This is a genomic window from Pseudomonas sp. MF4836 (genome assembly GCF_002018875.1).
Classification (GTDB): Bacteria; Pseudomonadota; Gammaproteobacteria; order Pseudomonadales; family Pseudomonadaceae; genus Aquipseudomonas.
Genome location: NZ_MVOL01000001.1, coordinates 529,638 through 552,150, shown reverse-complemented (window position 1 = coordinate 552,150; position 22,513 = coordinate 529,638). Strand labels below are relative to the sequence as shown.

General features: G+C 65.1%; 18 protein-coding genes. 12 read left to right on the top strand and 6 right to left on the bottom strand.

Translation table 11 applies throughout. From position 1 onward, the window contains the following. Positions 1-3 precede the first annotated feature (3 nt). The gene (locus MF4836_RS02515; protein ID WP_078468951.1) at positions 4-504 is read right to left on the bottom strand and encodes a GNAT family N-acetyltransferase; all 501 of its coding nucleotides are present in this window, start codon (positions 502-504) and stop codon (positions 4-6) included. Between the two features lie 141 nt (positions 505-645). Between MF4836_RS02515 and MF4836_RS02510 the strand changes: the two genes are divergently transcribed. Further along, complete coding sequence (locus tag MF4836_RS02510; RefSeq protein WP_238596115.1) at positions 646-1,197, top strand: hypothetical protein; 552 nt, start codon at positions 646-648, stop codon at positions 1,195-1,197. Between the two features lie 57 nt (positions 1,198-1,254). Here MF4836_RS02510 and MF4836_RS02505 read toward each other — a convergent pair whose 3' ends face one another. Beyond that, a complete protein-coding gene (locus MF4836_RS02505) occupies positions 1,255-2,313 on the bottom strand; it encodes an SDR family oxidoreductase (RefSeq protein WP_078468949.1) in 1,059 nt (352 codons plus the stop codon). Between the two features lie 137 nt (positions 2,314-2,450). Here MF4836_RS02505 and MF4836_RS02500 point away from each other — a divergent pair, with 137 nt between their 5' ends. The 5 genes from MF4836_RS02500 to MF4836_RS02480 all read left to right on the top strand — a co-directional run bounded on the left by MF4836_RS02500 (position 2,451) and on the right by MF4836_RS02480 (position 9,773). After that, the gene (locus MF4836_RS02500; RefSeq protein WP_078468948.1) at positions 2,451-3,401 is read left to right on the top strand and encodes a LysR family transcriptional regulator; all 951 of its coding nucleotides are present in this window, start codon (positions 2,451-2,453) and stop codon (positions 3,399-3,401) included. 183 nt (positions 3,402-3,584) lie between these two features. Then, positions 3,585-5,711, top strand: a complete 2,127-nt coding sequence (locus tag MF4836_RS02495; protein ID WP_078468947.1) for a TonB-dependent receptor family protein — start codon at positions 3,585-3,587, stop codon at positions 5,709-5,711. Positions 5,712-5,827: 116 nt separating this feature from the next. Next, complete coding sequence (locus MF4836_RS02490; RefSeq protein ID WP_078468946.1) at positions 5,828-6,343, top strand: sigma-70 family RNA polymerase sigma factor; 516 nt, start codon at positions 5,828-5,830, stop codon at positions 6,341-6,343. Beyond that, the gene (locus MF4836_RS02485; protein WP_078468945.1) at positions 6,340-7,290 is read left to right on the top strand and encodes a FecR family protein; all 951 of its coding nucleotides are present in this window, start codon (positions 6,340-6,342) and stop codon (positions 7,288-7,290) included. The genes MF4836_RS02490 and MF4836_RS02485 overlap by 4 nt, the downstream gene beginning before the upstream one ends. Positions 7,291-7,364: 74 nt before the next feature. Continuing rightward, positions 7,365-9,773 carry a TonB-dependent siderophore receptor gene (locus tag MF4836_RS02480; protein ID WP_078468944.1) on the top strand — a complete coding sequence of 803 codons (2,409 nt, stop codon included), beginning with the start codon at positions 7,365-7,367 and terminating at the stop codon, positions 9,771-9,773. An 81-nt stretch (positions 9,774-9,854) separates the two neighbouring features. Here the strand turns inward: MF4836_RS02480 and MF4836_RS02475 are convergent, their stop codons facing one another. The 3 genes from MF4836_RS02475 to MF4836_RS02465 all read right to left on the bottom strand — a co-directional run bounded on the left by MF4836_RS02475 (position 9,855) and on the right by MF4836_RS02465 (position 12,442). Then, on the bottom strand, positions 9,855-10,298 hold the full coding sequence (locus MF4836_RS02475) for a RidA family protein (protein ID WP_078468943.1): 444 nt from the start codon (positions 10,296-10,298) through the stop codon (positions 9,855-9,857). A 68-nt stretch (positions 10,299-10,366) separates the two neighbouring features. Further along, positions 10,367-11,689, bottom strand: coding sequence for a flavin-containing monooxygenase (locus MF4836_RS02470; RefSeq protein ID WP_078468942.1), 1,323 nt, complete (start codon positions 11,687-11,689; stop codon positions 10,367-10,369). A gap of 135 nt (positions 11,690-11,824) precedes the next feature. Beyond that, the gene (locus tag MF4836_RS02465; RefSeq protein WP_078468941.1) at positions 11,825-12,442 is read right to left on the bottom strand and encodes a TetR/AcrR family transcriptional regulator; all 618 of its coding nucleotides are present in this window, start codon (positions 12,440-12,442) and stop codon (positions 11,825-11,827) included. A 172-nt stretch (positions 12,443-12,614) separates the two neighbouring features. On the opposite strand from MF4836_RS02465, the gene MF4836_RS02460 reads away from it, so the two are divergent. From MF4836_RS02460 to argE, 3 genes are all read left to right on the top strand, one after another. Beyond that, on the top strand, positions 12,615-13,997 hold the full coding sequence (locus MF4836_RS02460; protein ID WP_078468940.1) for an aspartate aminotransferase family protein: 1,383 nt from the start codon (positions 12,615-12,617) through the stop codon (positions 13,995-13,997). Between the two features lie 160 nt (positions 13,998-14,157). Beyond that, positions 14,158-14,832 carry a DUF1028 domain-containing protein gene (locus MF4836_RS02455; protein ID WP_078468939.1) on the top strand — a complete coding sequence of 225 codons (675 nt, stop codon included), beginning with the start codon at positions 14,158-14,160 and terminating at the stop codon, positions 14,830-14,832. Further along, positions 14,833-15,981 (top strand): acetylornithine deacetylase, encoded by a 1,149-nt coding sequence (gene argE, locus MF4836_RS02450; RefSeq protein ID WP_078468938.1) that lies wholly within the window; start codon positions 14,833-14,835, stop codon positions 15,979-15,981. A 2-nt stretch (positions 15,982-15,983) separates the two neighbouring features. Here argE and MF4836_RS02445 read toward each other — a convergent pair whose 3' ends face one another. After that, positions 15,984-16,898: a LysR family transcriptional regulator gene (locus tag MF4836_RS02445; protein WP_078468937.1), complete on the bottom strand. Its 915-nt coding sequence runs from the start codon at positions 16,896-16,898 to the stop codon at positions 15,984-15,986. A gap of 486 nt (positions 16,899-17,384) precedes the next feature. On the opposite strand from MF4836_RS02445, the gene MF4836_RS02440 reads away from it, so the two are divergent. The 3 genes from MF4836_RS02440 (at position 17,385) to MF4836_RS02430 (ending at position 22,065) form a co-directional block, all read left to right on the top strand. Further along, positions 17,385-18,875, top strand: coding sequence for an aldehyde dehydrogenase (locus MF4836_RS02440; RefSeq protein WP_078468936.1), 1,491 nt, complete (start codon positions 17,385-17,387; stop codon positions 18,873-18,875). Between the two features lie 158 nt (positions 18,876-19,033). Then, the gene (locus MF4836_RS02435; protein ID WP_020298639.1) at positions 19,034-20,434 is read left to right on the top strand and encodes a purine-cytosine permease family protein; all 1,401 of its coding nucleotides are present in this window, start codon (positions 19,034-19,036) and stop codon (positions 20,432-20,434) included. Further along, a complete protein-coding gene (locus MF4836_RS02430) occupies positions 20,431-22,065 on the top strand; it encodes a GMC family oxidoreductase (protein ID WP_078468935.1) in 1,635 nt (544 codons plus the stop codon). Before MF4836_RS02435 ends, MF4836_RS02430 begins: the two co-directional genes overlap by 4 nt. Positions 22,066-22,513: the final 448 nt, after the last annotated feature.

Sequence of the window (22,513 nt, the reverse complement as noted above, 5' to 3'; positions counted from 1 at the left end):
TATCTAGATCGCCAGCACAAAACGGCTCTCGCCCCCCGCCTGCGCGCCGGTAGCGGGGTGTTCAAGCAGGAACCCGCAGCGCATCAGGACTTTCTTCGAACCGAGATTGGCCTCGTAGACATACGCCACCAGCTGAGAAAGCTGCCAGCGACTGCGCGCCTCCTGGATCAGGTGCCGCACGGCCAGGGTCGCCAGCCCCTGCCCGCATGCGTCTTGCGCGATGCGATAACCGATCTGCGCAGAACGCTGCACCGGGTCGATGCTTTTCAAGTTGGCCCGACCGACTATTTTTCCCCTGGTCTCTTCGACCACGAACGGGTGCCAGCGGCCATCGGCAAAGTCGGACAAGTAACCTTGAATATGTTCGGTGACGCCCTGCAAGGAGTAGAAAGCCGGGTCACGGGCATCGATATGGGACTCGAACCACTGGCGGTTGTCGGTTTCGAATGCCAGCAAGGCTTGGGCGTCGGTACTTCTCAGTTCGCGAACTCTATAGGTGTTCATTCATCACCTCGGCTGCCCTGCTCGCTAAAGATAAAGGGCGAGCGGCCAGCACAGCTGAATAAAAGGCGGGCTGGTTTTTGCGGCCCGGTCACAGCGAGCGCAAGCTTACAGCACCTGCGCTCCGACTCCATGACCGGCCCAATGGACGAAACCCTGCCCGGCTTGCGCTGCAACAGCCGGTGCTCAGGTAAGATGCGCGCCGGATCGAATGCGCTGATGGACCTCAGCCGCCACCCCCGCCAAGGAAATCTGGGTATGGACAATGCGTTGCAAATAGAACCCGGCGAAGAGACGGTCGTAGGACATTGCGAAACCTGTGGGCACGAAACCAGGATGTTTCGCGGTTTTGTATTCAATGCTGACGGCGCTTATGCCGTGTACCTGGGCACCTATACGGCCGCCCATCCCGAGCGGGGCCTGTCGATGGCCGTCAGCCTTCGGGGCTGGGGCGCGGGCTCGGACACAACGGCCAAGGAATGCGTGGCGCTGGAGTGGAGAATCACCGACCGCGAACCCGGTTGCCGGGTCCTCGATGCAGACGACACCTCATGGGCCGGCAAGCCGATTCTGGGCCGGATGCTGTCTCGGCACGAGGCCATGAGTTCCGGTCGCGGAGCCGAAGCCTTCGCCGTCACCGATGCGCTGTGGAAGGCGGATCCTCGGTTGGCCAAGGCCTTGAACAGTGACGCCTAGCCCCGCTCGCCGTTGGCGACACCCAGGCCAACGGCAATGCCCAGGCCGGGCCGCCGACTAGGGCAGCACGCGCTGGCGCTTGAGGCTGTCCAGCGCATTGAGCAGCGACGCGGTTGAGTCGACCCTTTCAGTGAAGCCATAGCGGTAGATTTTGTTGGTATCGGAAATGATGTCGTTCTCGGTGTGGAAGATAAAATCCCCGAAGGCCCAGCCCACCAGTTTCTCCAGGTCGTCTTGAATCAGATTGTGGCGCTTGGCGATCTCCCGCCATAACCCGGCCTTGTCCGGCATGTGCCGGGTCAGTGTCAGCGGCACCGGCGAAGCGGTGTTCATTGCCAGGTGCCGGGCGATGTCCGGCCACATGCGTTCCCAGCGGAAAATATCGCCGTTGGCCACATTGAACGCCTCGCCGCCCGCCGACTCGCTAAGGGCTGCCCAGACGCTGGCCCGTGCCAGTAACCCGGCATCCGTGAACTGCAGCAGTTGGCCATAGGCCTTGTCGGTTCCGGGGAATCGCATCGGGATATCAAGGGCACGGGACAATTCGGCAAAGACGCCGATGAGCAGCGCAATATTCATCGGGTTGCCGTGGATATCACCGACAACCAGATCAGGACGCAGCGCCACATAATCCCAGCGACTGCGTTCGGCGCGCGTTCTGAGCTGGGCTTCCTGGGCCCTGTACAGGTTCGGCGGCATATGCCCGGCGTCGCTCTCCAGGGCCGGCGTGGGTACCTTGGCGCCCAGGTGCGAACCGTAGATCTTGAAGCCCTGATAGATGACTACCCGTTCAAGGGCGGAATCAGCCTGTTCCAGCCCGTCCAGCACATTGCCCAGCATCCGCGCATTGCGCTGGGCTTCCAGCGCCAAGTCAGGGTCCGGGCTGAAAGCGGCGTAAAACACATGGGTCGTGTCTCGGGCTGCCTGCAACGCGAGGGCCACCGCCTGCGCGTCGACCAGGTCCGCCTGCAAGGTCTCGGTGCCGGCTACGGGGCGCCGATCCAGCGCCCTGACCCGCCAGCCTTCACGCTTGAGTTCCTGGGCCACGGCATTCCCGATGATGCCGTTGGCGCCGACCACCAGCGCGGTTTTACGGTTTGCCGGAGTGAGGCTCATAGCGCCTCCCCATTACCAAATTCGATCATTTGCTTGCTCCTTCCATGCAGGATGCACGGCTTGAGACACATGATGCCCCTCGCGCTATCTGTGATATAGACTGCCGTCACGACTGACTTCCATGACATAAATTCACAATGGCACGCTGGGATATCAACCGTTTGGCAGAGATGGAAATGTTCATCCAAGTGATAGAGCTCGGCAATTTTTCCTTGGCCGCGCGGGACTTCCGCATGACCCCCTCGGCGGTCAGCAAATTGATTTCACGCCTGGAAACCCGCCTCCAAGCACGCCTGTTGAACCGCACCACGCGCCGCCTGACGCCGACGCCGGAAGGCCACTCGTTTTACGAGCAATGCGTGAGGATTCTTGCCGAGGTGGAGGACGCAGAACGCAGTACCTCCGGCCAGGGCGAACCCCGGGGTCGTCTCAGGGTCAGCGCCAGTGTGCCCTTTGCCCAAGGGGTCTTGTTCGCGCTGGTTCCAGGGTTTCTCTCGCGCTACCCGGGCATCGAACTCGACATCGTACTGACCGATCAGGTGGTGAATCTGCTGGAAGAGCGAACCGACGTCGCGATACGCCACGGCGCACTGGAAAGCTCGCGCCTGGTGGCCAGGAAGCTCGGTGAATCACGGATGATCGTCGTCGCCGCGCCCGCCTACCTGGAGCTCCATGGCCTGCCGCGCGTGCCCGACGACCTGACCCGGCATAACCGCCTGGACTTCGGCTACACGCGTACCCTCAAAGGCTGGCCTTTTGTGGTGGACGGCACGCAATGGATCGTCTCGCCCGAGGGCAATCTGACGGCCAGCGACGGTGAGGCCCTGCGCCAACTGACACTGGCCGGCATGGGCCTGGCGCGCCTCGATGAGTTCCAGGTGGTCGACGACATTACCGCGGGAAGGCTGGTGCCGGTCCTGCAAGGTTTCAACCCGGGCGACGTCGATCCCCTGCACGCCGTGTTTCTCGGACAGGGCCCGCAGATGCCGCTACGGGTGCGGGTTTTTCTCGACTACCTGGTGGCGAATGTTCGACTTCAGCGCCTGGAAGCCGGACAGGCAACGCCCGATATACCGCGTTCTGCCTGACGCACTGGCCTGGGCCGCTCGTTGAACCGAGCCCCTACGCCTGCCGCTTCGTGTGGTTGCCCATAAGGCCCGGGGCGCCGGGTGCCGCTAACCCGGCAAAAAACCCAAATTGCCATGTGTTTCCTTCGTCCTTTCCTACGTCGCACCTTTCATTGCCCGTTTCCCCCTGCCTGGAGTTTCTCGATGCCCTCGCCCAAATCCCTGCCCACTGCGCTGTTGGGCCTGGCCCTTGCCTGCCCGGCCCTGGCCGAGGCCCAGGAGATGGAGCTGGGTCAGGTGCTGATCCGGGCCCAGGAACAGGGCGGCGAGGAACAGACGCTGGAAGATGCCGAGACCCGGCTGTCCCAGGTGCCGGGGGCGACCAATGTGGTGGATATGCGGCGCCCGCTGCAGGGCCGGGTGGCCAGCAACCAGGATGTGCTGGCGTATCAGCCGGGGGTGTACGCGCAGTCGGCGGGCAATGAAGGGGTGAAGATTTCGATTCGCGGCTCGGGTATCAACCGCGCCCCCGGCGCCCATGCGTCGGGGCTGTACACGATGCTCGACGGCCTGCCCCTGACCGGCCCCGGTGGCACGCCCTATGAATTGTTGGAGCCGCTGTGGCTCGATCACGTGGAAGTGCTGCGCGGCGCCAACGGCTTCGACCGTGGCGCCCTGGCCCTGGGCGGGGCCATCGATTACGTCAGCCACACCGGCTACGACGCGCCGCTGTTGCAGGTGCGCTATGGCATGGGCAGCCACGGCTACCGCCAGCGCCAGGTCAGTTCGGGCCAGGTGCTGGGCGACTTCGATTACTACCTGTCCCTGACCGATGCGCGCTCCGACGGTTACCAGGACCACACCTCCAGCAGCAGCCAGGGGGTGGTGGCCAACTTCGGCTATCGCTTCAACCCGAACCTGGAGACGCGCTTCTACCTGCGCCACCGCGAGACCGAAAACGAACTGGCCGGGCGCGTGACCAAGCGCTCCATCGATCATGATCCACGGGCGGCCAACCCCACCTACGTCGCCCGCGACTACAACCGCGACCAGCCGGGCAGTACCTTTATCGGCAACAAGACTACCTACTACATCGACGACGATTCGAGCCTCCAGACCGGGCTGGTCTACCACGACTACCCCATGGACCTGCGCGAAGGCCCCAACCGCCTGCGGGTGGCCTATACCGACGTCAGCGGCACCTTCGACTACAAGCGCCGCGACACCCTGTGGGGCCTGGAAAGCCACAGCACCCTGGGCCTGCGCGTAACCAAGCACCTGCCCAATGCCGGCGCCAGCGAGTTTGTGCGCATTCCCACCGGCAACACCGCCGGCTATGCACCGGGCACGCGGATCCGCGATTTCACCTACCAGGGTTCAGACAGCGTGCTGCACCTGGGCAACGACCTGGAGATCGCCGACGACCTGTGGCTGACCACGGGCCTGGCGGCCATCTACACCCGCCGTGAAAGCGCGGTGACCTACCCCGACAGCGGCGGCAAGACCAGCCTGCACGACTGGGATTACGCGCCGCGCCTGGGCCTGCGCTACCAGTTGAACAAGGACGTGCAACTGTTCGGCAACCTCAGCCGTTCAGTGGAAGGGCCGCACCCCTGGTCGCTGATCTACAGCTCCAACCGGGTGTTCGGGCCCGACAGCGGGGTCGCCACCGGTGCCCAGCGCGAGCCGATCGAGTTGCGCAATCAGACCGCTACTACCCTGGAACTCGGCGGGCGTGGCGACAGCGCCCTGGGCCAGTGGAGCCTGGCCTGGTACTACGCCCAGGTGCGTCATGAACTGCTGTCGGTGCTGCCCGACGCCAACGCCACCACGCCCTATGAACTCAACGCCAGCCCCACGGTGCACCAGGGGCTGGAAGCGAGTCTGCAGAGCACCTTGTGGTCGCGGGACGGCGTCGGCCGACTGAGCCTGCGCCAGGCCTACACCTTGAGCGACTTCCACTACCGCGACGATCAGCGCTTTGACGACAACCGCCTGCCGGGCTTGCCGATGCACTATTACCAGGGCGAGCTGCGCTACGACTGGCCCCTGGGTTTCTTCGCGGCGCTCAATACGCAACTGGTGTCCAAGGCTGCGGTGGATTACGCCAACAGCTATTACGCCGACCCTTACGCACTGTTCGGCGCCACCCTGGGCTACAACGCACCCAAGGACGACTGGCAGGCCTGGGTCGACATGCGCAACCTGACCAACCAGCACTACGCCGCCACCGTGACACCGGGCTACGACGACAAAGGCCTGGACGCGGCGCGTTCGACGCCGGGCGAGGGGTTGGGGGTGTATTTCGGTGTGTCGTGGAGCCTGCGCTGAGGGCCGCCCCGCCCTCGCCTCTCGACGCCGACAAATAACCTGCGAACTTGCGCCCATTGCAGGCCCGAGCCGCCACACACTAGAATAGGATTCATTCCCACTTACGACTTTTTCTCATGAAGCCCACTCCACCCGCCGAGGCCGCAACGCTCGAAGCCCTGTATCGCGGCTACCACGGCTGGTTGCTGAGTTGGCTGCGCCGCCGCGTGCAGTGTTCTCACTACGCGGCGGACGTGGCGCAGGACACCTTTATCCGTCTGCTCGCCACCGGCCCCTATGTGGCCCCGTGCGAACCCCAGGCCTACCTCGCGACCGTGGCGCGTCGCCTGTTGATGGACAAGGGCCGGCGCCAGCGCCTGGAGCAGGCCTACCTGGAAGAGCTCAAACTCTGCGCCGCCTGCATGGACCACGCGCCTTCGCCGGAGCAGATCCTGCAAGCGGTGCAAGTGCTGGAGGCCATCGACCGGGCCCTGGCCCAGATGAAGCCCCGGGTGCGCGAGAGTTTTATCCTGCGGCACCTCGAAGGCCTGGACCAGACGCAGATCGCCCAGCGCCTGGGGGTCTCGGTGCGCACCGTGCAGCACGATCTGGTGGAGGCCCTGCTGGCCTGCGACCGGTGCGCCCAGGCATGAAGTCATCGCTGCCACCCGAGGTATTGCGGCAGGCCGCCGAATGGCTGGTGCGCCTCGACCACCAGACCGATGCCGCCACCGAACAGGCGTTCCAGGCCTGGCTGGCCGCCGACCCGCAACACCGCCACAGCATCACGCGCCTGCAAGGCCACCTGCTGCCCCTGCAACAGGCCCCGGCCCGTGCCGCATTGCGCCGGGCCCGACAACCACGAGCCGCGGCCACGGCGGCCAAATGCCTGGGCCTGGCTGTGCTGCTGGGCCTGGCTGCGGTGCCGGCCTATGAGTATGGGCAGCAGGGTTACCTGCTGGCCGACCTCAGCACCGGCAGCGGCCAGTGGCGCCAGCAACGCCTGGACGATGGCAGCGACCTGCAACTCGAAGGCGGCTCGGCGGTGGACCTGCACTTTGACCCCCGCCAGCGTCGGGTGCAGTTGCTGCGTGGCGAAATCCTGGTGAACGTGGCCAAGGATGCCCAGCGGCCGTTTTATGTCGACACCCCCCAAGGCAGCATCCGCGCCCTGGGCACGCGGTTTATCGTCCAGCGCAGCGGCGATGCGACCCAGGTCACCATGCTCGAGTCCTCCACCCGCATCGACAGCGCCGGGCAACAGCAGGTGCTCGGTCCCGGCCAGCGCCTGCGTTTCGACGCCCGGGGCCCGGGGACGGTGGAACAGGTCGATGCCGACGCCCTCGAGCAAGCCTGGACCCACCATCAATTGCTGGCCAACGACCAGCCCCTGGCGGACGTGCTTGAGCGTCTGGCGCGGCATCGACCGGGCCTGCTGCTGTTCGATCGCCAGGCCTTGCAAGGCCTGCGCGTGACGGTGATGTTGCCGACCGACGACAGCGACAAGGCGCTGCGCCTGCTGCAGCGCACCTTGCCGATTGAAGTCAGCCACTACACCCCATGGCTGACCCGGGTGACCCTGACCCCCGCGGAAAAATAATGTGCCCGGGCGTTGCGTGTTTGCGGTTTTGCTCCGTCCTTCCCTTGGCCAACATCCAAAGGAGCACCGATAACATGTCTTCAATCCCGTCCACCCGTGGCGGCCTGCTGCTGGCCGGCCACCTGTTGCTTGGCTGCCTGCCGCTGGCGTTGCCGGCCCTGTCCTATGCCCAGGAGCAGGTCCAGGCCTTCGACATTGCCCCCGGTCCCCTGGGTGATGTGCTGAGCCGTTTTGCCCAGGCCGCCGGTACGCCGATCTCCTTTCAGTCCGAGCAGGTGGCCGGCTTGACCAGCCCCGGCGTGCGCGGCAACTACAGCGTGGCGGACGGGTTTGCCCAGGTGCTCGGCGGCAGCGGCTTCAGTGCCCGGGCCAGCGCCGATGGCTACCAGCTCGACAGTGCCCCGGTGCAAGGTGCGCTGGCGCTGGGCGCGACCCAGATCAACGCCAACCTGTTGGGCACCATCACCGAAGGCAGCGGCTCCTATACCCCGGGCACCCTCGCCACCTCCACGCGCATGGTGCTCACCCCGCGGGAAACGCCGCAGTCGATCACCGTGATCACCCGCCAGCACATGGACGATTTCGCCCTCAGTTCCATCGACGATGTAATGCGCCACACCCCGGGCATCACCGTGTCGACCTATGACAGCGAACGCACCAACTACTTCGCGCGGGGTTTCTCGGTCGAGAACTTCCAATACGACGGCATCCCGACCCTGCGCAACTCGGCCTATTCGTCGGGGCAGACCCTGAGCGACATGGCGATCTATGACCGGGTGGAAGTGCTCAAAGGCGCCACCGGCCTGCTGAACGGCGCCGGAGCGCCCGGGGCGACGATCAACCTGATTCGTAAAAAGCCGACCCGCGACTTCAAGGCCAACATCGAGTTGGGCGCCGGCAGCTGGGACAACTACCGCTCGCAGATCGATGTCAGCGGCCCCCTGACCGACAGCGGCAACCTGCGCGGCCGGGCCGTGGCGGTGTACCAGGACAAGCATTCGTTCATGGACCACTACCAGCGCAAGACCAGCGTCTACTTCGGCAGCCTGGAAGCCGACCTCGGCGAGGACACCCTGCTGACGGTGGGCTTCGACGCCCAGGAAAACGACCCCCAGGGCTCGGGATGGTCCGGCAGCCGGCCGCTGTTCGACCGCAATGGCGACCGCATCGACGTCAAGCGCTCATACAACAACGGCGCCAAGTGGAGCCGCTGGGAACAGTACACCCAGAGCGTGTTCTCGACCCTGGAACACAGTTTCGCCAATGGCTGGGTGGCCAAGGCGCAACTGACCCATCTGCAAAACGGCTACAACGCGCCGCTGGGTTCGGTGCAGAGCGGCCCGTTCCCGGCCACCGGGCTGTCGTCGCTGTGGTCCAACAAATTCACCGGCAAAACCCGCGCGGATTCGGCCGACCTGTACGTCAACGGCCCCTTCAGCCTGCTGGGTCGCGAGCATGAACTGGTGGTGGGCGCCTCGGCGTCCAACTCCCACTGGACCGGCAAGGACTACGGCGCCCCCGTCTACGCCAACGGCAACAGCTTCGACTTCTGGAGCTTCAACGGCGATCGCGCCGAGCCGGACTGGGGCGAACCGACCCAGTACAACGACCTGACCACCCGCCAGAGCGCGGGCTACATCAGCGCCCGCTTCAATCTCAGCGATGACCTGAACCTGTTCCTCGGCACCCGCGTCGCCAACTACAAACTGACCGGCGACGAACACTCCACGGAAACCGGGCGGCTGGTGCCCTACGTCGGCGTCACCTACGACCTCAACGACAACTTCACCGCCTACGCCAGCTACACCGAAATCTTCATGCCCCAGACTTACAACCGCGACCGCAACAACAAGGTGCTGGAGCCGGATGAAGGCAAGAACTACGAGGTCGGGGTCAAGGGTGAATTCTTTGACGGACGGCTCAACACCAGCCTGGCGTACTTCGAGGTCCACGAAAGCAACCGCGCCGAAGGCGACGCCGAATACAACGCCGCGCCGACCAACCCGGCGCTGGGCTACGCCTCGGTCGGCACCGACGCCAAGACACGGGGCTATGAAGCGGAGATTTCCGGCGAACTGGCCCCGGGCTGGCAGCTCCAGGCCGGCTACACCCATAAGATCATCCGCGACCACCAGAGCAAGAAACTCTCGACCTGGGAGCCGGAAGACCAGGTCAGCTTCGACACCTCGTACACATTCCAGGGTGCCCTCGACCGCTTGACCGTCGGCGGCGGCGCGCGCTGGCAGAGCAAGGCCTGGCAGAACCTGTACATTCGGCCGAAGAACCAATACCAGGACTTCTCCCAGGAGGCCTACTGGCTGGTGGACCTGATGGCGAAGTACCAAATCACCGAACACCTGTCCACCACCCTTAACCTCAATAACGCCTTCGACAAGCGCTACTACACCAACATCGGCTTCTACAACACCGCCTACTACGGCGACCCGCGCAACGTGATGCTCAACACCCGCTGGGATTTCTAGCCCCGACCAGCCCCAAAAAAACGCCATGCCCTCCCCCGAGGCCATGGCGTTTTTGCGCGCGGTCGTAAGGCTCGGCAGCGGCTACAGGGTTGCGGCGCCGGTTTGCCAGTCATCGGGGATCACTGCAATCACATCGATTTCCATCAGCCATTGCGGCTGGCCCAGGCCCGAGATCACCAATCCGGTAGAGATCGGGAACACGCCCTTGAGCCACTTGCCGATCTCCTGATACACCGGCTCGCGGTAGCGCGGGTCGATGATGTAGGTGGTGGTCTTGACGATATGGGACAGGTCCGAACCCGCCTCTTCCAGCAATTGCTTGACGTTTTTCATCGCCTGCTCGGCCTGGGCCCGGGGGTCGCCGAGGCCGACCAGGTTGCCGTCGAAATCGGTGCCGATCTGGCCGCGCACATACACCGTGTTGCCGGCGCGCACGGCCTGGCACAGGTCGTTGTCCAGGGCCTGGTTGGGGTAGGTTTCCTTGGTGTTGAACATGCGGATGCGGGTGTGGGTGGGCTGCGACATCGGGAGCTCCTGAGTAGAGAAATACAACGCCGGGCCGGCACTGCGGGTGCCGGTTCGGACCATGGTTGTCAGGCACTGACCGCCGGCTTTTCCAGCAGGGTGAGCGGCGCGACGGCGCTGTCCGCCTGGCGCTGGCTGGCATCGCGATAGGTCAGGTACTGGCGCTGGGTGGCGATATGGTCGGCGACGTATTTGGCGTCGTGCCAAACGCCCCAGATAAACGACGAACCACGCCGTGACTGCCACGGCAGGCCCAGGAAGTAGATCCCCGATTCCGTGGACACCCCGCGCTGGTGCTGCGGCTTGCCGCTGGCATCAAAGGCATCGACTTCCAGCCAGCTGTAATCCGCAACAAAACCGGTGGCCCAGATGATGGTGCTGATGCCTGCCGCCGCCAGATCGAGTTCGAGGATCGGCTGGGTCACGCACTGCGGATCGGGGAATACCCGACGGGCTTCAGGGTCGAGGGGCAGGTCCAGGCCGTTGCGCTCGATATAGGCATCGGCGGCATTGAGCAGCGCCAGGTAGTTCTCGTCGCCGCGTGCCAGGTTGTCGACCAGGTCCGGGCGAAAGGTCACCAGCCCGTCCTTGAAGGACTGGGTCAGGCCCACCAGGTTCAGGCCACGCTGGGCCAGCTCGCGAAAGTCCACGGTACGCCCGCCGTGGGCACCGCTGACGGCGATGGTCACGTGCTCGCGCCCGGGCTTCATCGCGGCCGCGTCCCACTCCCCCAGCACCCCCAGCCACCAGCAGAAATCCCGGTTGCGATAGGCCCGTGGCGGCCGGTCGTGCTGGCCGATGGAGAGGTAGACGGTCTTGCCGGCGCGTTGCAGTTCATCGGCAATCTGCGTGCCCGATGAACCGGCGCCCACCACCAGCACCGCGCCTTCGGGCAGTTGCCCGGGGTTGCGGTAGTGCGCCGAATGCAATTGGGTCAGGCGCGGATCCTGGGGCGCGATGGCCGGGATCACCGGCTGCTGGAACGGCCCGGTCGCCGCCACCACGCGGTTGGCTTCGATCACGCCCTCGGAGGTTTCCACGGTAAAGCCCGGACGCCCGATATTGCGCCGCACCTTGTGCACCTCGACCCCGGTGCGGATCGGCGCGTTGAAGGTGCGGGCGTAGGCCTCGAAGTAATCCGCCACCCGCTCCTTGGAGGCAAAGCTGTCCGGGCTCAGGTCGTCGAACTCCAACCCCGGAAAGCGATCGTGCCAGGCCGGACCATTGGCCACCAGGGAATCCCAGCGCCCGGTGCGCCAGGCCTCGGCGATCCGGTTGCGCTCCAGCACCAGGTGCGGCACCCCCAGTTTGCTCAGGTGTTCGCTCATGGCCACGCCTGCCTGACCGGCGCCCACAACCAGCGTATCTGTCTGTATTTTTCCAGCTGTCATGCCTGTGTCCTTCTCGAAGGCGGGTGTGGTCGCATTCTGTGCAGATACCGGGCATAGCGAAATTATGATTTTTGTCGTCGCAAGGCAGGAAAAAACTAGGGCCGGCAGCGACGCCTGCACGACCCTGTGGCTGGACTACTCGGCGCCGAGCATGCCGTGGCACAGCAGGCCGAGGAAGCTGCGCATATGGGCGGCATGGGCGGCATGGGCGGCACGGTCCGGCGTGGGCTCGGTGGCCAGGCGGATGAACGCCATGTTGGCGTACTGGTTGAAGACAGTGGCGGCGACCTCGATATCGACGCTCGCGCGCACCTTGCCCAGGCGCTGGAAATGCATCAACAGGGCCTGGGTTTCCTCGATCACCGCCGCGTTCCAGGGTTGCAGGGCCTGGGACAGCTCACCAGTGAACAGGAACGGCGCCAGCTCGCGCCACAGGGATGCCGGCATGGCCTGGAGCTGATAGCGGGTCATCAGGCCTTCGAACTCGCACAGCGCCTCCAGCGGGTCGCTGCGCTCGTCCAGGTGCGCGCGGGCTTCGCCCATGGCCTGCTCGTCCGGGGCCTTAAGCAGGGCCAGAAGGATCTCCTGTTTGCCGCCGAAATAATTGACCACGGTCGGCGACGACACCCCAGCCTGGTGGGCGATCTGCTCCAGGGTGGTGGCGCCGAACCCATTGCGCTTGAACAGCTGCAACGCGGCCTCGGCGATCACCTGGCGGCGCTGTTCCTTTTGCCTCTCTCGTAGTCCGGACATGGTTCCCCTGGGGTGCGCTAACGATGTCGGCCAGCCTACGGATATCACTTTTCAAGGACAAATATTTTCTTTACAAAAATATTTTTAGGTGCCAAATATTATCCCCGCCCTGCCCTGCCCCCCGTCGGCAGGCAGCCCGATCGCCCACTGCGCCTCACACCTGGAGCACGCCATGACCGCCGACCTCGACCCCACCCGCAGCACCCTGGACTATCAAAACGCCGACGCCGCGCACCACATTCACGCCTTCGTCGACCAGAAAGCCCTCAACGCCGAAGGCCCGCGGGTGATGGTCGGCGGCGAGCGCCTGGCGCTGTGGGACAACGACGGCAAGCGCTACCTGGACGGCATGTCCGGCCTGTGGTGCACCAACCTCGGCTACGGCCGCAAGGACCTGGCCGACGCGGCCTATGCGCAATTGCAGCAACTGCCGTACTACAACATGTTCTTCCACACCACCCACCCGGCGGTGATCGAGCTGTCGGAGCTGCTGTTCAGCCTGCTGCCGGCTCACTACAGCCACGCGATCTACACCAACTCCGGCTCCGAGGCCAACGAGGTGCTGATCCGCACTGTGCGCAAGTTCTGGCAGGTGATGGGCCAGCCGCAGAAGAAAATCATGATCGGTCGCTGGAACGGCTACCACGGCTCGACCCTGGCGGCGACGGCCCTGGGCGGCATGAAATTCATGCATGAAATGGGCGGCACCGTGCCCGATGTGGCGCATATCGACGAACCCTACTGGTACGCCCACGAAGGCAACCTGAGCCCCGAGGAGTTCGGCCTGCAGATGGCGCGGCAACTGGAGCAGAAGATCCTCGAACTGGGGGCCGACAAGGTCGCCGCCTTCGTTGCCGAGCCGTTCCAGGGCGCGGGCGGGATGATCATCCCACCGGCCAGCTACTGGCCGGAAATCCAGCGCATCTGTCGGCAGTACGACGTGCTGTTGTGCGCCGACGAAGTGATCGGCGGCTTTGGCCGCACCGGCGAATGGTTCGCCCACCAGACCATGGGCTTCGAGCCCGACACGCTGTCCATCGCCAAGGGCCTGACCTCGGGCTACATCCCCATGGGCGGGCTGATTCTGTCGCGGCGCATGGCCGAGGCCCTGGTGGAAAAAGGCGGCGTATTCGCCCACGGCCTGACCTACTCCGGGCACCCGGTGGCCGCCGCCGTGGCCATCGCCAACCTCAAGGCATTGCGCGACGAGGGGGTGGTGACCCAGGTCCGCACCGACACCGGCCCGTACTTGCAGAGCTGCCTGCGGGAGGTGTTCAGCGACCACCCGCTGGTGGGTGAAGTCCAGGGCATCGGCCTGGTGGCGGCACTGCAATTTGCCGAGGACAAGGCCACCCGCAAACGCTTCGCCAACGAGAACGATATTGCCTGGCGCTGCCGCACCATCGGCTTCGAAGAAGGCCTGATCATCCGCTCGACCCTGGGCCGCATGATCATGGCCCCGGCCCTGGTGGCGACCCGTGCCGAGCTCGATGAGTTGGTGGACAAGACGCGGATCGCCGTCGATCGCACGGCCCGCGAGTACGGGCGCTTGTAACGGCAGGCACTGGCCTGACAAGTATTTACTTAAGCAAGCACCACAAAAAACCTCGTTTCGCCAACCGCAGCGCCTGGACAGAATGGATTCATATCCAGTCCACGCCCCAGGACCACCTGGGGCGCGGATGGCTGGCCAGACGAAACAGGAGCACCACGCCATGACTTTTTCCATCGTCGGCCGCTGCGCCGAAACCGGTCAACTGGGGATCGCCATCAGTTCCTCGAGCATTGCCGTGGGCGCGCGTTGCCCCTGGCTGCGCCCGGGGGTCGGGGCGGTCGCCACGCAAAACATCACCCTGCCCGCCCTCGGGCCCCAGGTGCTGGAACAGATGGAGGCCGGCCTGTCCCCCGCCCAGGCGCTGGACAAGGCCCTGACCAGCAATGGCTACAGCCAGTACCGGCAATTGACCGCCATCGATCACCTGGGCCAGACCGCGCACTTCAGCGGCAGCCAGACCCTGGGCACCCACCATGCGCTGGCCGGCGAGCAGTGCGTCGGCGCCGGCAATATGCTGGCCGACCCCAGGGTGATCGAAACCCTGGTGCAGACCTTCGAAACCAGCGGCGGGCAACTGGCTGACCGGCTGATCGCCGCGATGCAGGCCGCAGTCGCGGCCGGGGGCGAAGCCGGGCCGGTGCATTCGGCGGCGATGGTGGTGGTCGGCGAGTTGACCTGGCCCATCGTCGACCTGCGGGTCGACTGGGCCGACCATGACCCCATCGGCCAACTGGCCCAGCTGTGGCAGGCCTACAGCCCGCAGATGCAGGACTACATCGTGCGCGCGCTGGACCCGACCAAAGCCCCAAGCTACGGCGTGCCCGGGGATGAATAGATGAACAGCCGCGAGTTGCTGGCCAAACTGGTGGGCTTCGACACCACCAGCCGCGAATCCAATCTGCACCTGATCGAGTTCGTGCGTGACTACCTGGCCGGGTTCGGCGTGCCCTGCGAACTGATCTTCAATGAGCCGCGCAGCAAGGCCAATCTGTTCGCTACCCTGGGCCCGCCGCAGGTGCCGGGCATTGTCCTGTCCGGCCACACCGATGTGGTGCCGGTGGACGGCCAGGCGTGGAGCGTCGCCCCCTTTGAGCTCAGCGAGCACGACGGCAAGCTCTACGGGCGCGGCACCGCCGACATGAAGGGCTATATCGCCTGTGTGCTGGCGGCGGTGCCCAGGTTTCTTGCGGCGCCATTGCGCATGCCGCTGCACATTGCCCTGTCCTATGACGAAGAAGTCGGCTGCCTGGGGGTGCGCTCGCTGCTCGCCGAGCTTGAGCGGCGGCCACACAAGCCGCTGCTATGCATCATTGGCGAACCCACCGAGCTCAAGCCGGTGCTCGGGCACAAGGGCAAGCTGGCGATGCGCTGTGACGTGCACGGCGCGGCCTGCCATTCGGCCTACGCCCCCCAGGGGGTGAACGCCATCGAATACGCCGCCGAGCTGATTGGCGAACTGGGCCGCATCGGCGCCCGCCTGCGCCGCCCGGAGCTGCATGACCCGCGTTTCGACCCGCCGTACAGTACCGTGCAGACCGGGCTGATCAGTGGCGGCAAGGCACTGAATATCGTCCCGGCCGATTGTCGTTTCGACTTCGAAGTCCGCGCCCTGCCCAACCAGGATCCGCGGCAGGTCGCCGAGCAGTTGCGGCACTTCGCGCAACAGCAGTTGGTGCCGAGGATGCAGGCCGTGGATGGTGCCAGTGGCATTGGTTTTTCCGAGCTTTCGGCCTATCCGGGTCTGGCTACCGACGCCGACAGCCAGGCGGCGCGCTGGATTGCCCAGTTCTGCGGTTCCAGCGAATTTGGCACCGTGGCGTTTGGCACCGAGGGCGGTCTGTTCGACGCCGTGGGCATCCCCACGGTGATTTGCGGGCCGGGCAGCATGGATCAGGGGCACAAGCCCGACGAGTTTGTCAGCCTCGCCCAGCTCGCGGGCTGCGACGCCATGCTCGAACGCCTGGCGTCGGCCCTGCAGCGCTGACCTCAGGCCTGATCCCTGGGCGCCAAGACTTCGCGGCAGTGATCGACAAACAATTGCGCCGGCTTGGTCAACTGCGAGCGGCGCAACCAGGCCGCCGACAACCCGGAGCCGGTGACCTCTTCCACCAGCGGTACGCAGACCAGCTTCTGGCCGTCGTAGGTGTAGTCGGACTTGGGCCGGGTCACCAGGATCGAAAAGCCGAAACCGCGCCCGACCATGCCCCGCACCATCTCGATCGACGGTGAGCTGAACAGGATGTGCGGGGTCAGGCCGCGCTCCTCGAAGATGCTGACGAAGTAGGTCCGGCTGGGCTGCACATCCAGCAGCACCATGGGTTCGAGCACCAGGTCATTGAGTGACACCCGGGCCTGATGGGCAAAGCGATGGCCTTCGGGCAACAGCGCGTAGGGCTGCTGCGGCGCCATCAACGGCGCGGTGTCGATGGTGCTGTCCAAGTCATGCTCATAGAGAATCGCCAGGTCGATGCTGCCCGAGGTCAGGGCCTGCACCAGCTCTTGCTGCTCGCCGTCCCGGATGCGAATTTCCACCCCCGGCCAGCGATCGCGAAAGCCGGCAATCAAACGTGGCAGGTACAGCGGCGCGACGGTTTCAAAACAGCCAATGTCGATCTGCCCGGCCACCACGTCGTTATCGGCCAGGGCGTTTTGCTCGAACTCGTGGGCCACCCGCAGCAGCTCCTGAGCCTTGCGATAGAAGCGTGCGCCGCTGGGAGTCAGGGACACACCCTGGGCGTGGTGGCGGATAAACAACTGCACGCCAAAGCTTTCTTCCAGGTGCTTGATTGCGGTCGAGACCGAAGGTTGGGCGATGTAGAGCTTGCGCGACGCCTCGGCCACGCTGCCGCATTCGACGGTGGTGACGAAGTATTTGAGTTGTCGCAAGTTGTAAGCGGCCATGGCTACCTCGAAAGAGATGGGTCGAACGCATCAAAACGGGGCGCGATCACGGCGCTCGTGCACAGCGTGCAGCCTAGTTGAACGCCGCCGCTGCGTGCCTGCACGAGCAATCGAGCCCCCGGTGCAATGATGCGCGGTACTGGGCCAGGTCAATCAAGAATCGGGCCGTTGCGCCTACGCGCGCACAACCTCGATTCTGCAACCAGCACGCCCCGGGTGAAACCAGCAATTTCCTGGGGCCTGAACTTAAAAAAGCTGCTCAACCCGATGCCGCTTGTGTACGAGCTGGCCAGGCAGGGCCAACCCCTGTAGCCGCGTACCTCGGCAGCGGCTACGGGCGATGTGTGCGCCACGATGAAGCACGCCAGCCGAGTTTTTTTATCGATACGGAACACATTTTTACTAATTTCCCACCCCCGGCGCTTGGCCCACTATCGGCCCCACTGATCGTGGACGTAGCCCCGAGGGGCCAACTGGGAGTATGCAGTGACTGACCTCAATACCTGGCAAACGCTGGCGGCCAAGCAACCCTTTAGCAACAGCGCACTGATCGCCGGACGTGCGCACGCCGCGTTGAGCGGCGAGACCTTTGCCGTGCGCAACCCGGCGACCAATGCCCTGCTGGCCAACGTCGCCGCCTGCGGCGATGCCGATATCGACCTGGCCGTCAGCGCTGCCCGCAAGAGTTTTGCCAGCGGCCCCTGGGCCCGCCTGTTGCCGCGGGATCGCAAGGCCGTGCTGCTGCGCCTGGCGGAGCTGATCCTGGCCCACCGCGAAGAGCTGGCCCTGCTCGACAGCATGAGCATGGGCAAGCCGGTGATGGACGCCTGGAACATCGATGTGCCTGGCGCCGCCCACGTCTTTGCCTGGTACGCCGAAAGCCTCGACAAGCTGTACGACCAGGTCGCCCCCACCGGCCGCGGCGCCCTGGCCACCATCACCCGCGAGCCCCTGGGCGTGATCGCCGCCGTGGTGCCGTGGAACTTCCCGCTGGACATGGCCGCCTGGAAGCTCGCCCCGGCCCTGGCCGCCGGCAACAGCGTGATCCTCAAACCCGCCGAGCAGTCGCCGTTCTCGGCCCTGCGCCTGGCCGAACTGGCGCTGCAGGCCGGGGTCCCGGAAGGCGTGTTCAACGTGGTGACCGGGCTCGGCCAGCACGCCGGGCGCGCCCTGGGCCTGCACCCGGATATCGACGCGCTGGCGTTCACCGGCTCGACCCAGGTCGGCAAGCATTTCATGCAGTACTCGGCGCAATCCAACCTCAAGCAGGTGTGGCTCGAATGCGGCGGCAAGAGCCCGAACCTGGTGTTCGATGATTGTCAGGATCTGGACCTGGCCGCGCAAAAGGCCGCGTTCGGGATTTTCTTCAACCAGGGAGAAGTGTGCTCGGCCAACTCGCGGCTGCTGGTGCAGCGCTCGATCCACGATGAGTTCGTCGAACGCCTGGTCGAACAGACCCGGCACTGGCAGCCCGGCGACCCACTGGACCCCGCGAGCAAGATGGGGGCGATGGTCGATGCACGGCAGACCGCCCGGGTCATGGACTACATCGCCCAGGCCGGCAGCGACGGGGCACAGCGGGTGGCCGGCGGCGAGCAAGTGACGCTCAACGGTTCGAACAACTTTATCCAGCCCACCCTCTTCACCCAGGTCACGCCGCAGATGCGCCTGTCCCGCGAGGAAGTGTTCGGGCCGGTGCTGGCGATCACCGCCTTCGACGATGAAGACCAGGCGGTGCAGATGGCCAACGACCATATCTATGCCCTGGCCGCCTCGGTCTGGAGCGATGACCTGAACCGGGCCCATCGCGTCGCCAGCCGCCTGAATGCCGGGACCGTGTCGGTCAATACCGTGGATGCGCTGGACGTCTGCGTGCCCTTTGGCGGCGGCAAGCAATCGGGCTTTGGCCGCGACCTGTCGCTGCACTCGTTCGACAAATACACCCAGCTCAAAACCACCTGGTTCCAGCTGCGCTGAGCCCCTATCGCAACAGCGGCCCGGTTCGTGCTTGGCCACTGTGACGCACGACCCGGCCGTTTGCGCAAAACCGGCCGGGCACTGTTTACCGGCTTGATCCTCCTTGCCTGCAACTCATGCCTGGGTGTTTGCCCGGGCGATACCAGAGTGAATGACCGATGAATAATAACGACAACAGAGCCGCAACCCTTGAACTGAGCACCATCCAGCCCATTGCCCGGCACCTGCGCCACGGTCGCGCCCGCGACCTGTTCACCATCTGGTTCGGCTCCAACATCATGTTGCTGACGGTGGTCACCGGTGCGCTGGCGGTCACGGTGTTCAAGTTGCCGTTCCTGGCGGCCATGGCCGCCTTGATTGCCGGCAACCTGATCGGCGGCATCTTCATGGCCCTGCACTCGGCCCAGGGCCCGCAACTGGGTGTGCCGCAGATGGTGCAGACCCGGGGCCAGTTCGGCTCCTACGGCTCGCTGCTGGTGGTGGCCCTGGTGGTGATCATGTACCTGGGCTTTTTCGCCTCCAACCTGGTGCTCGGCGGGCAATCGCTGCACAGCCGCTACCCGCTGTTCAGCACCAACCAGGGCATCGTCCTGGTGGGCTTGATCAGTGTGGTGGCGACGGTGTTCGGCTATCGCCTGATCCACGCCTACACCCGGCTCATGTCCTACGTGTCGGGGGCGATCCTGCTGCTGTGCTTTGCCTGGATCATCGGCGTGCACGGGCTGCCGGCGGACTTCCTGCAACGCAACCAGACCAACCTCCAGGGCTTTCTCGGCACCCTATCGATCGCAGCCCTGTGGCAACTGGCGTATGCGCCCTATGTCTCGGACTACTCGCGCTACATGCCGGCCGACACCGGTGGCCGCGCCGCGTTCTGGTCCAGCTACTGGGGCTGCTGCCTGGGCTCGATCCTGCCGATGACCCTGGGGGTGGTGGTTGGCCTGAGTGTGGAAGGCGACATCATCAGCGGCCTGATCGAGATGACCGGCAGCATCGCGACCCTGGTGGTGGCGGTGTTTTCCATCGGCATCGCCGCCACCAACGCCATGAACCTGTATTGCGGCACCCTCTCGGCCATCACCGTGGGCCAGACCCTGGTGCCCACGTGGTCGGCCGGCGCCCTGTCGCGGGCGGTGACCGCGCTGCTGCTGTTCTCCATTGCCCTGGCCCTGGCGCTGCTGGGCCAGGATGACTTCATGGCCAACTACACCAACTTCATCCTGTTGCTGCTGTATGTGCTGGTGCCCTGGACTGCGATCAACCTGGTGGACTACTACCTGATCGCCCATGGCAACTACGACGTCGACTCGTTCTTCCGTCGCGACGGCGGGATCTACGGCTACTTCAACTGGACGGCGGTGGGCTGCTATGTGCTCGGGGTGCTGGTGCAGATTCCGTTCATGGCCACCGAGCTGTACACCGGGGTCATCGCCCAGGCCATGGGCGGCGCCGATATTTCCTGGATCGTCGGGCTGCTGGTGATCTCGCCGGTCTACTACCTGGCCAGCCGCCGTCGCAGCCGCCAGCAAGCACTCAAACCCGCAGGGAGAAATGCATGAACACTGACTACGACTACATCATTGTCGGCGCCGGTTCCTCCGGCTGCGTCCTGGCCAACCGCCTGAGCGCCGACCCGAGCGTCAGCGTGTGCCTGATCGAAGCCGGCGGCCACGACAACAGCCAGCGCATCCAGACCCCGGCGGGCACCATCACCCTGTACAAGAGCAAGACCTACAGCTGGAACTTCTTCTCCACGCCACAGAAAAACCTCAACGGGCGCCGCCTGCACACGCCACGGGGCAAGGCCCTGGGCGGCTCCAGTTCGATGAACAGCATGATCTACATTCGCGGCCATGCCAGCGACTACGATCGCTGGGCCGAGGCCGGCTGCCCGGGCTGGGACTGGAACAGCGTGCTGCCCTATTTCAAGAAGTCGGAGAACAACCAGCTGGGCCAGGACCCGCGTCTGCATGGTACGGGCGGCGAGCTCAATGTCGAGGCGGCGCGCGACCCCAACCCGGTGTCGGCACTGTTTGTCAGGGCCGCGCAACGCCTGGGCCTGGCCCGCAACGATGACTTCAACGGCGAGCGGCTCGAAGGCTGCGGGATTTACAACCTCACGCAGAAAAATGCCCGGCGCCTGTCGAGCTACCGCGCCTTTGTCGCGCCGGTCCGGGAGCGACCCAACCTCACCGTCGTCACCAACTGTGCGGTGCGCTCATTGATTCTCGAACAGCGGGTGGCCCGCGGCGTGCAGGTGGACATCCAGGGCCAGCCCCAGGCCTTGCTTGCCCGCCGTGAAGTGCTGCTGTGCGCGGGTTCCCTGGGCAGCCCGCAGCTGCTGCTGGCGTCCGGTATCGGCCCGGCCGCCGAGGTGCAACAGGCCGGGGTCGAGGTCCGGCATGACCTGCCCGGGGTCGGCAAAAACCTCCAGGATCACCTCGACGGGCTGCTCACCATTCGCTCGAAAAGCCCACTGACGCTGGGCTTCTCCCTGGGCTCGCTGCCCAGCATTCTCGCCGCGCCCCTGCGCTACCTGCTGGCGCGCAAGGGCTGGCTCACCACCAACTACGTGGAGGCCGGCGGCTTTGCGCGCACGCCCCTGGCCGGGGCCGTGCCCGATGTGCAGTTCCACTTTGTACCGGGCTATCGCAGCCATCGCGGACGGCTGTTCGAATGGGGCCACGGCTATGCGGTGCACACCTGCGTGCTGCGGCCCAAAAGCATTGGCGAACTGCGCCTGGACCGAGACGGCCAGTTGCTGATCGACTTCAACTTCCTCAGTGACCCGAGCGACGCCCAGGTGCTGATCGAGGGCTTGAAACTGGCCCGGCGAATTCTGGCCGACAGCCAGTTCGACGCCATTCGCGGCGAGGAGATGCTGCCCGGCAAGGCGGTGCAGACCGACGAGCAATTGCTGGCCTATGTGCGCGAGTACGCGGCGACGGTGTTCCACCCGGTGGGCACCTGCAAGATGGGGCTCGACCCCATGAGCGTGGTGGGCCCGGACTTGAAGGTGCATGGGGTGCAGGGGCTGCGGGTGGTGGATGCCTCGATCATGCCGAGCCTGATCAGCGGCAACACCAACGCGCCGTGCATCATGATCGGCGAAAAAGCCGCCGACCTGATCCTGCACGGCACGCCCCAGGCCGCCAGTGCCACCCGCCTGAACCAGGCGGTGACCAGCTGACGATTCGGTCGACCTGGTTCCCCTCGCCACAAAAGAGCGCAGTGCGGCGCCCCTGCGACCTGGCTCCCCGCCCATGTGGCGAGGGAGCTTGCTCCCGCTCGGCTGTGCAGCGGCCGCAAATGGCAGCGCGCGCTGGGCCAGATGTATTGAGGGGCCAGGGGTTGGGCCTGCTGCGCAGGCCAGCGGGAGCAAGCTCCCTCACCACAAAAACAGCGCAGTGCGGCGCCCCTGCGACCTGGCTCCCCTCCCATGTGGCGAGGGAGCTTGCTCCCGCTCGGCTGCGCAGCGGCCGCAAATGGCAACGCGCGCTGGGCCAGATGTATCGAGGTGCCAGGGGTAGGGCCTGCTGCGCAGGCCAGCGGGAGCAAGCTCCCTCGCCACAAAAACAGCCCATCTTTTTCATCGTCAGCGACGACATATTTACTAATTTTCCTGCCCCTCGACATCA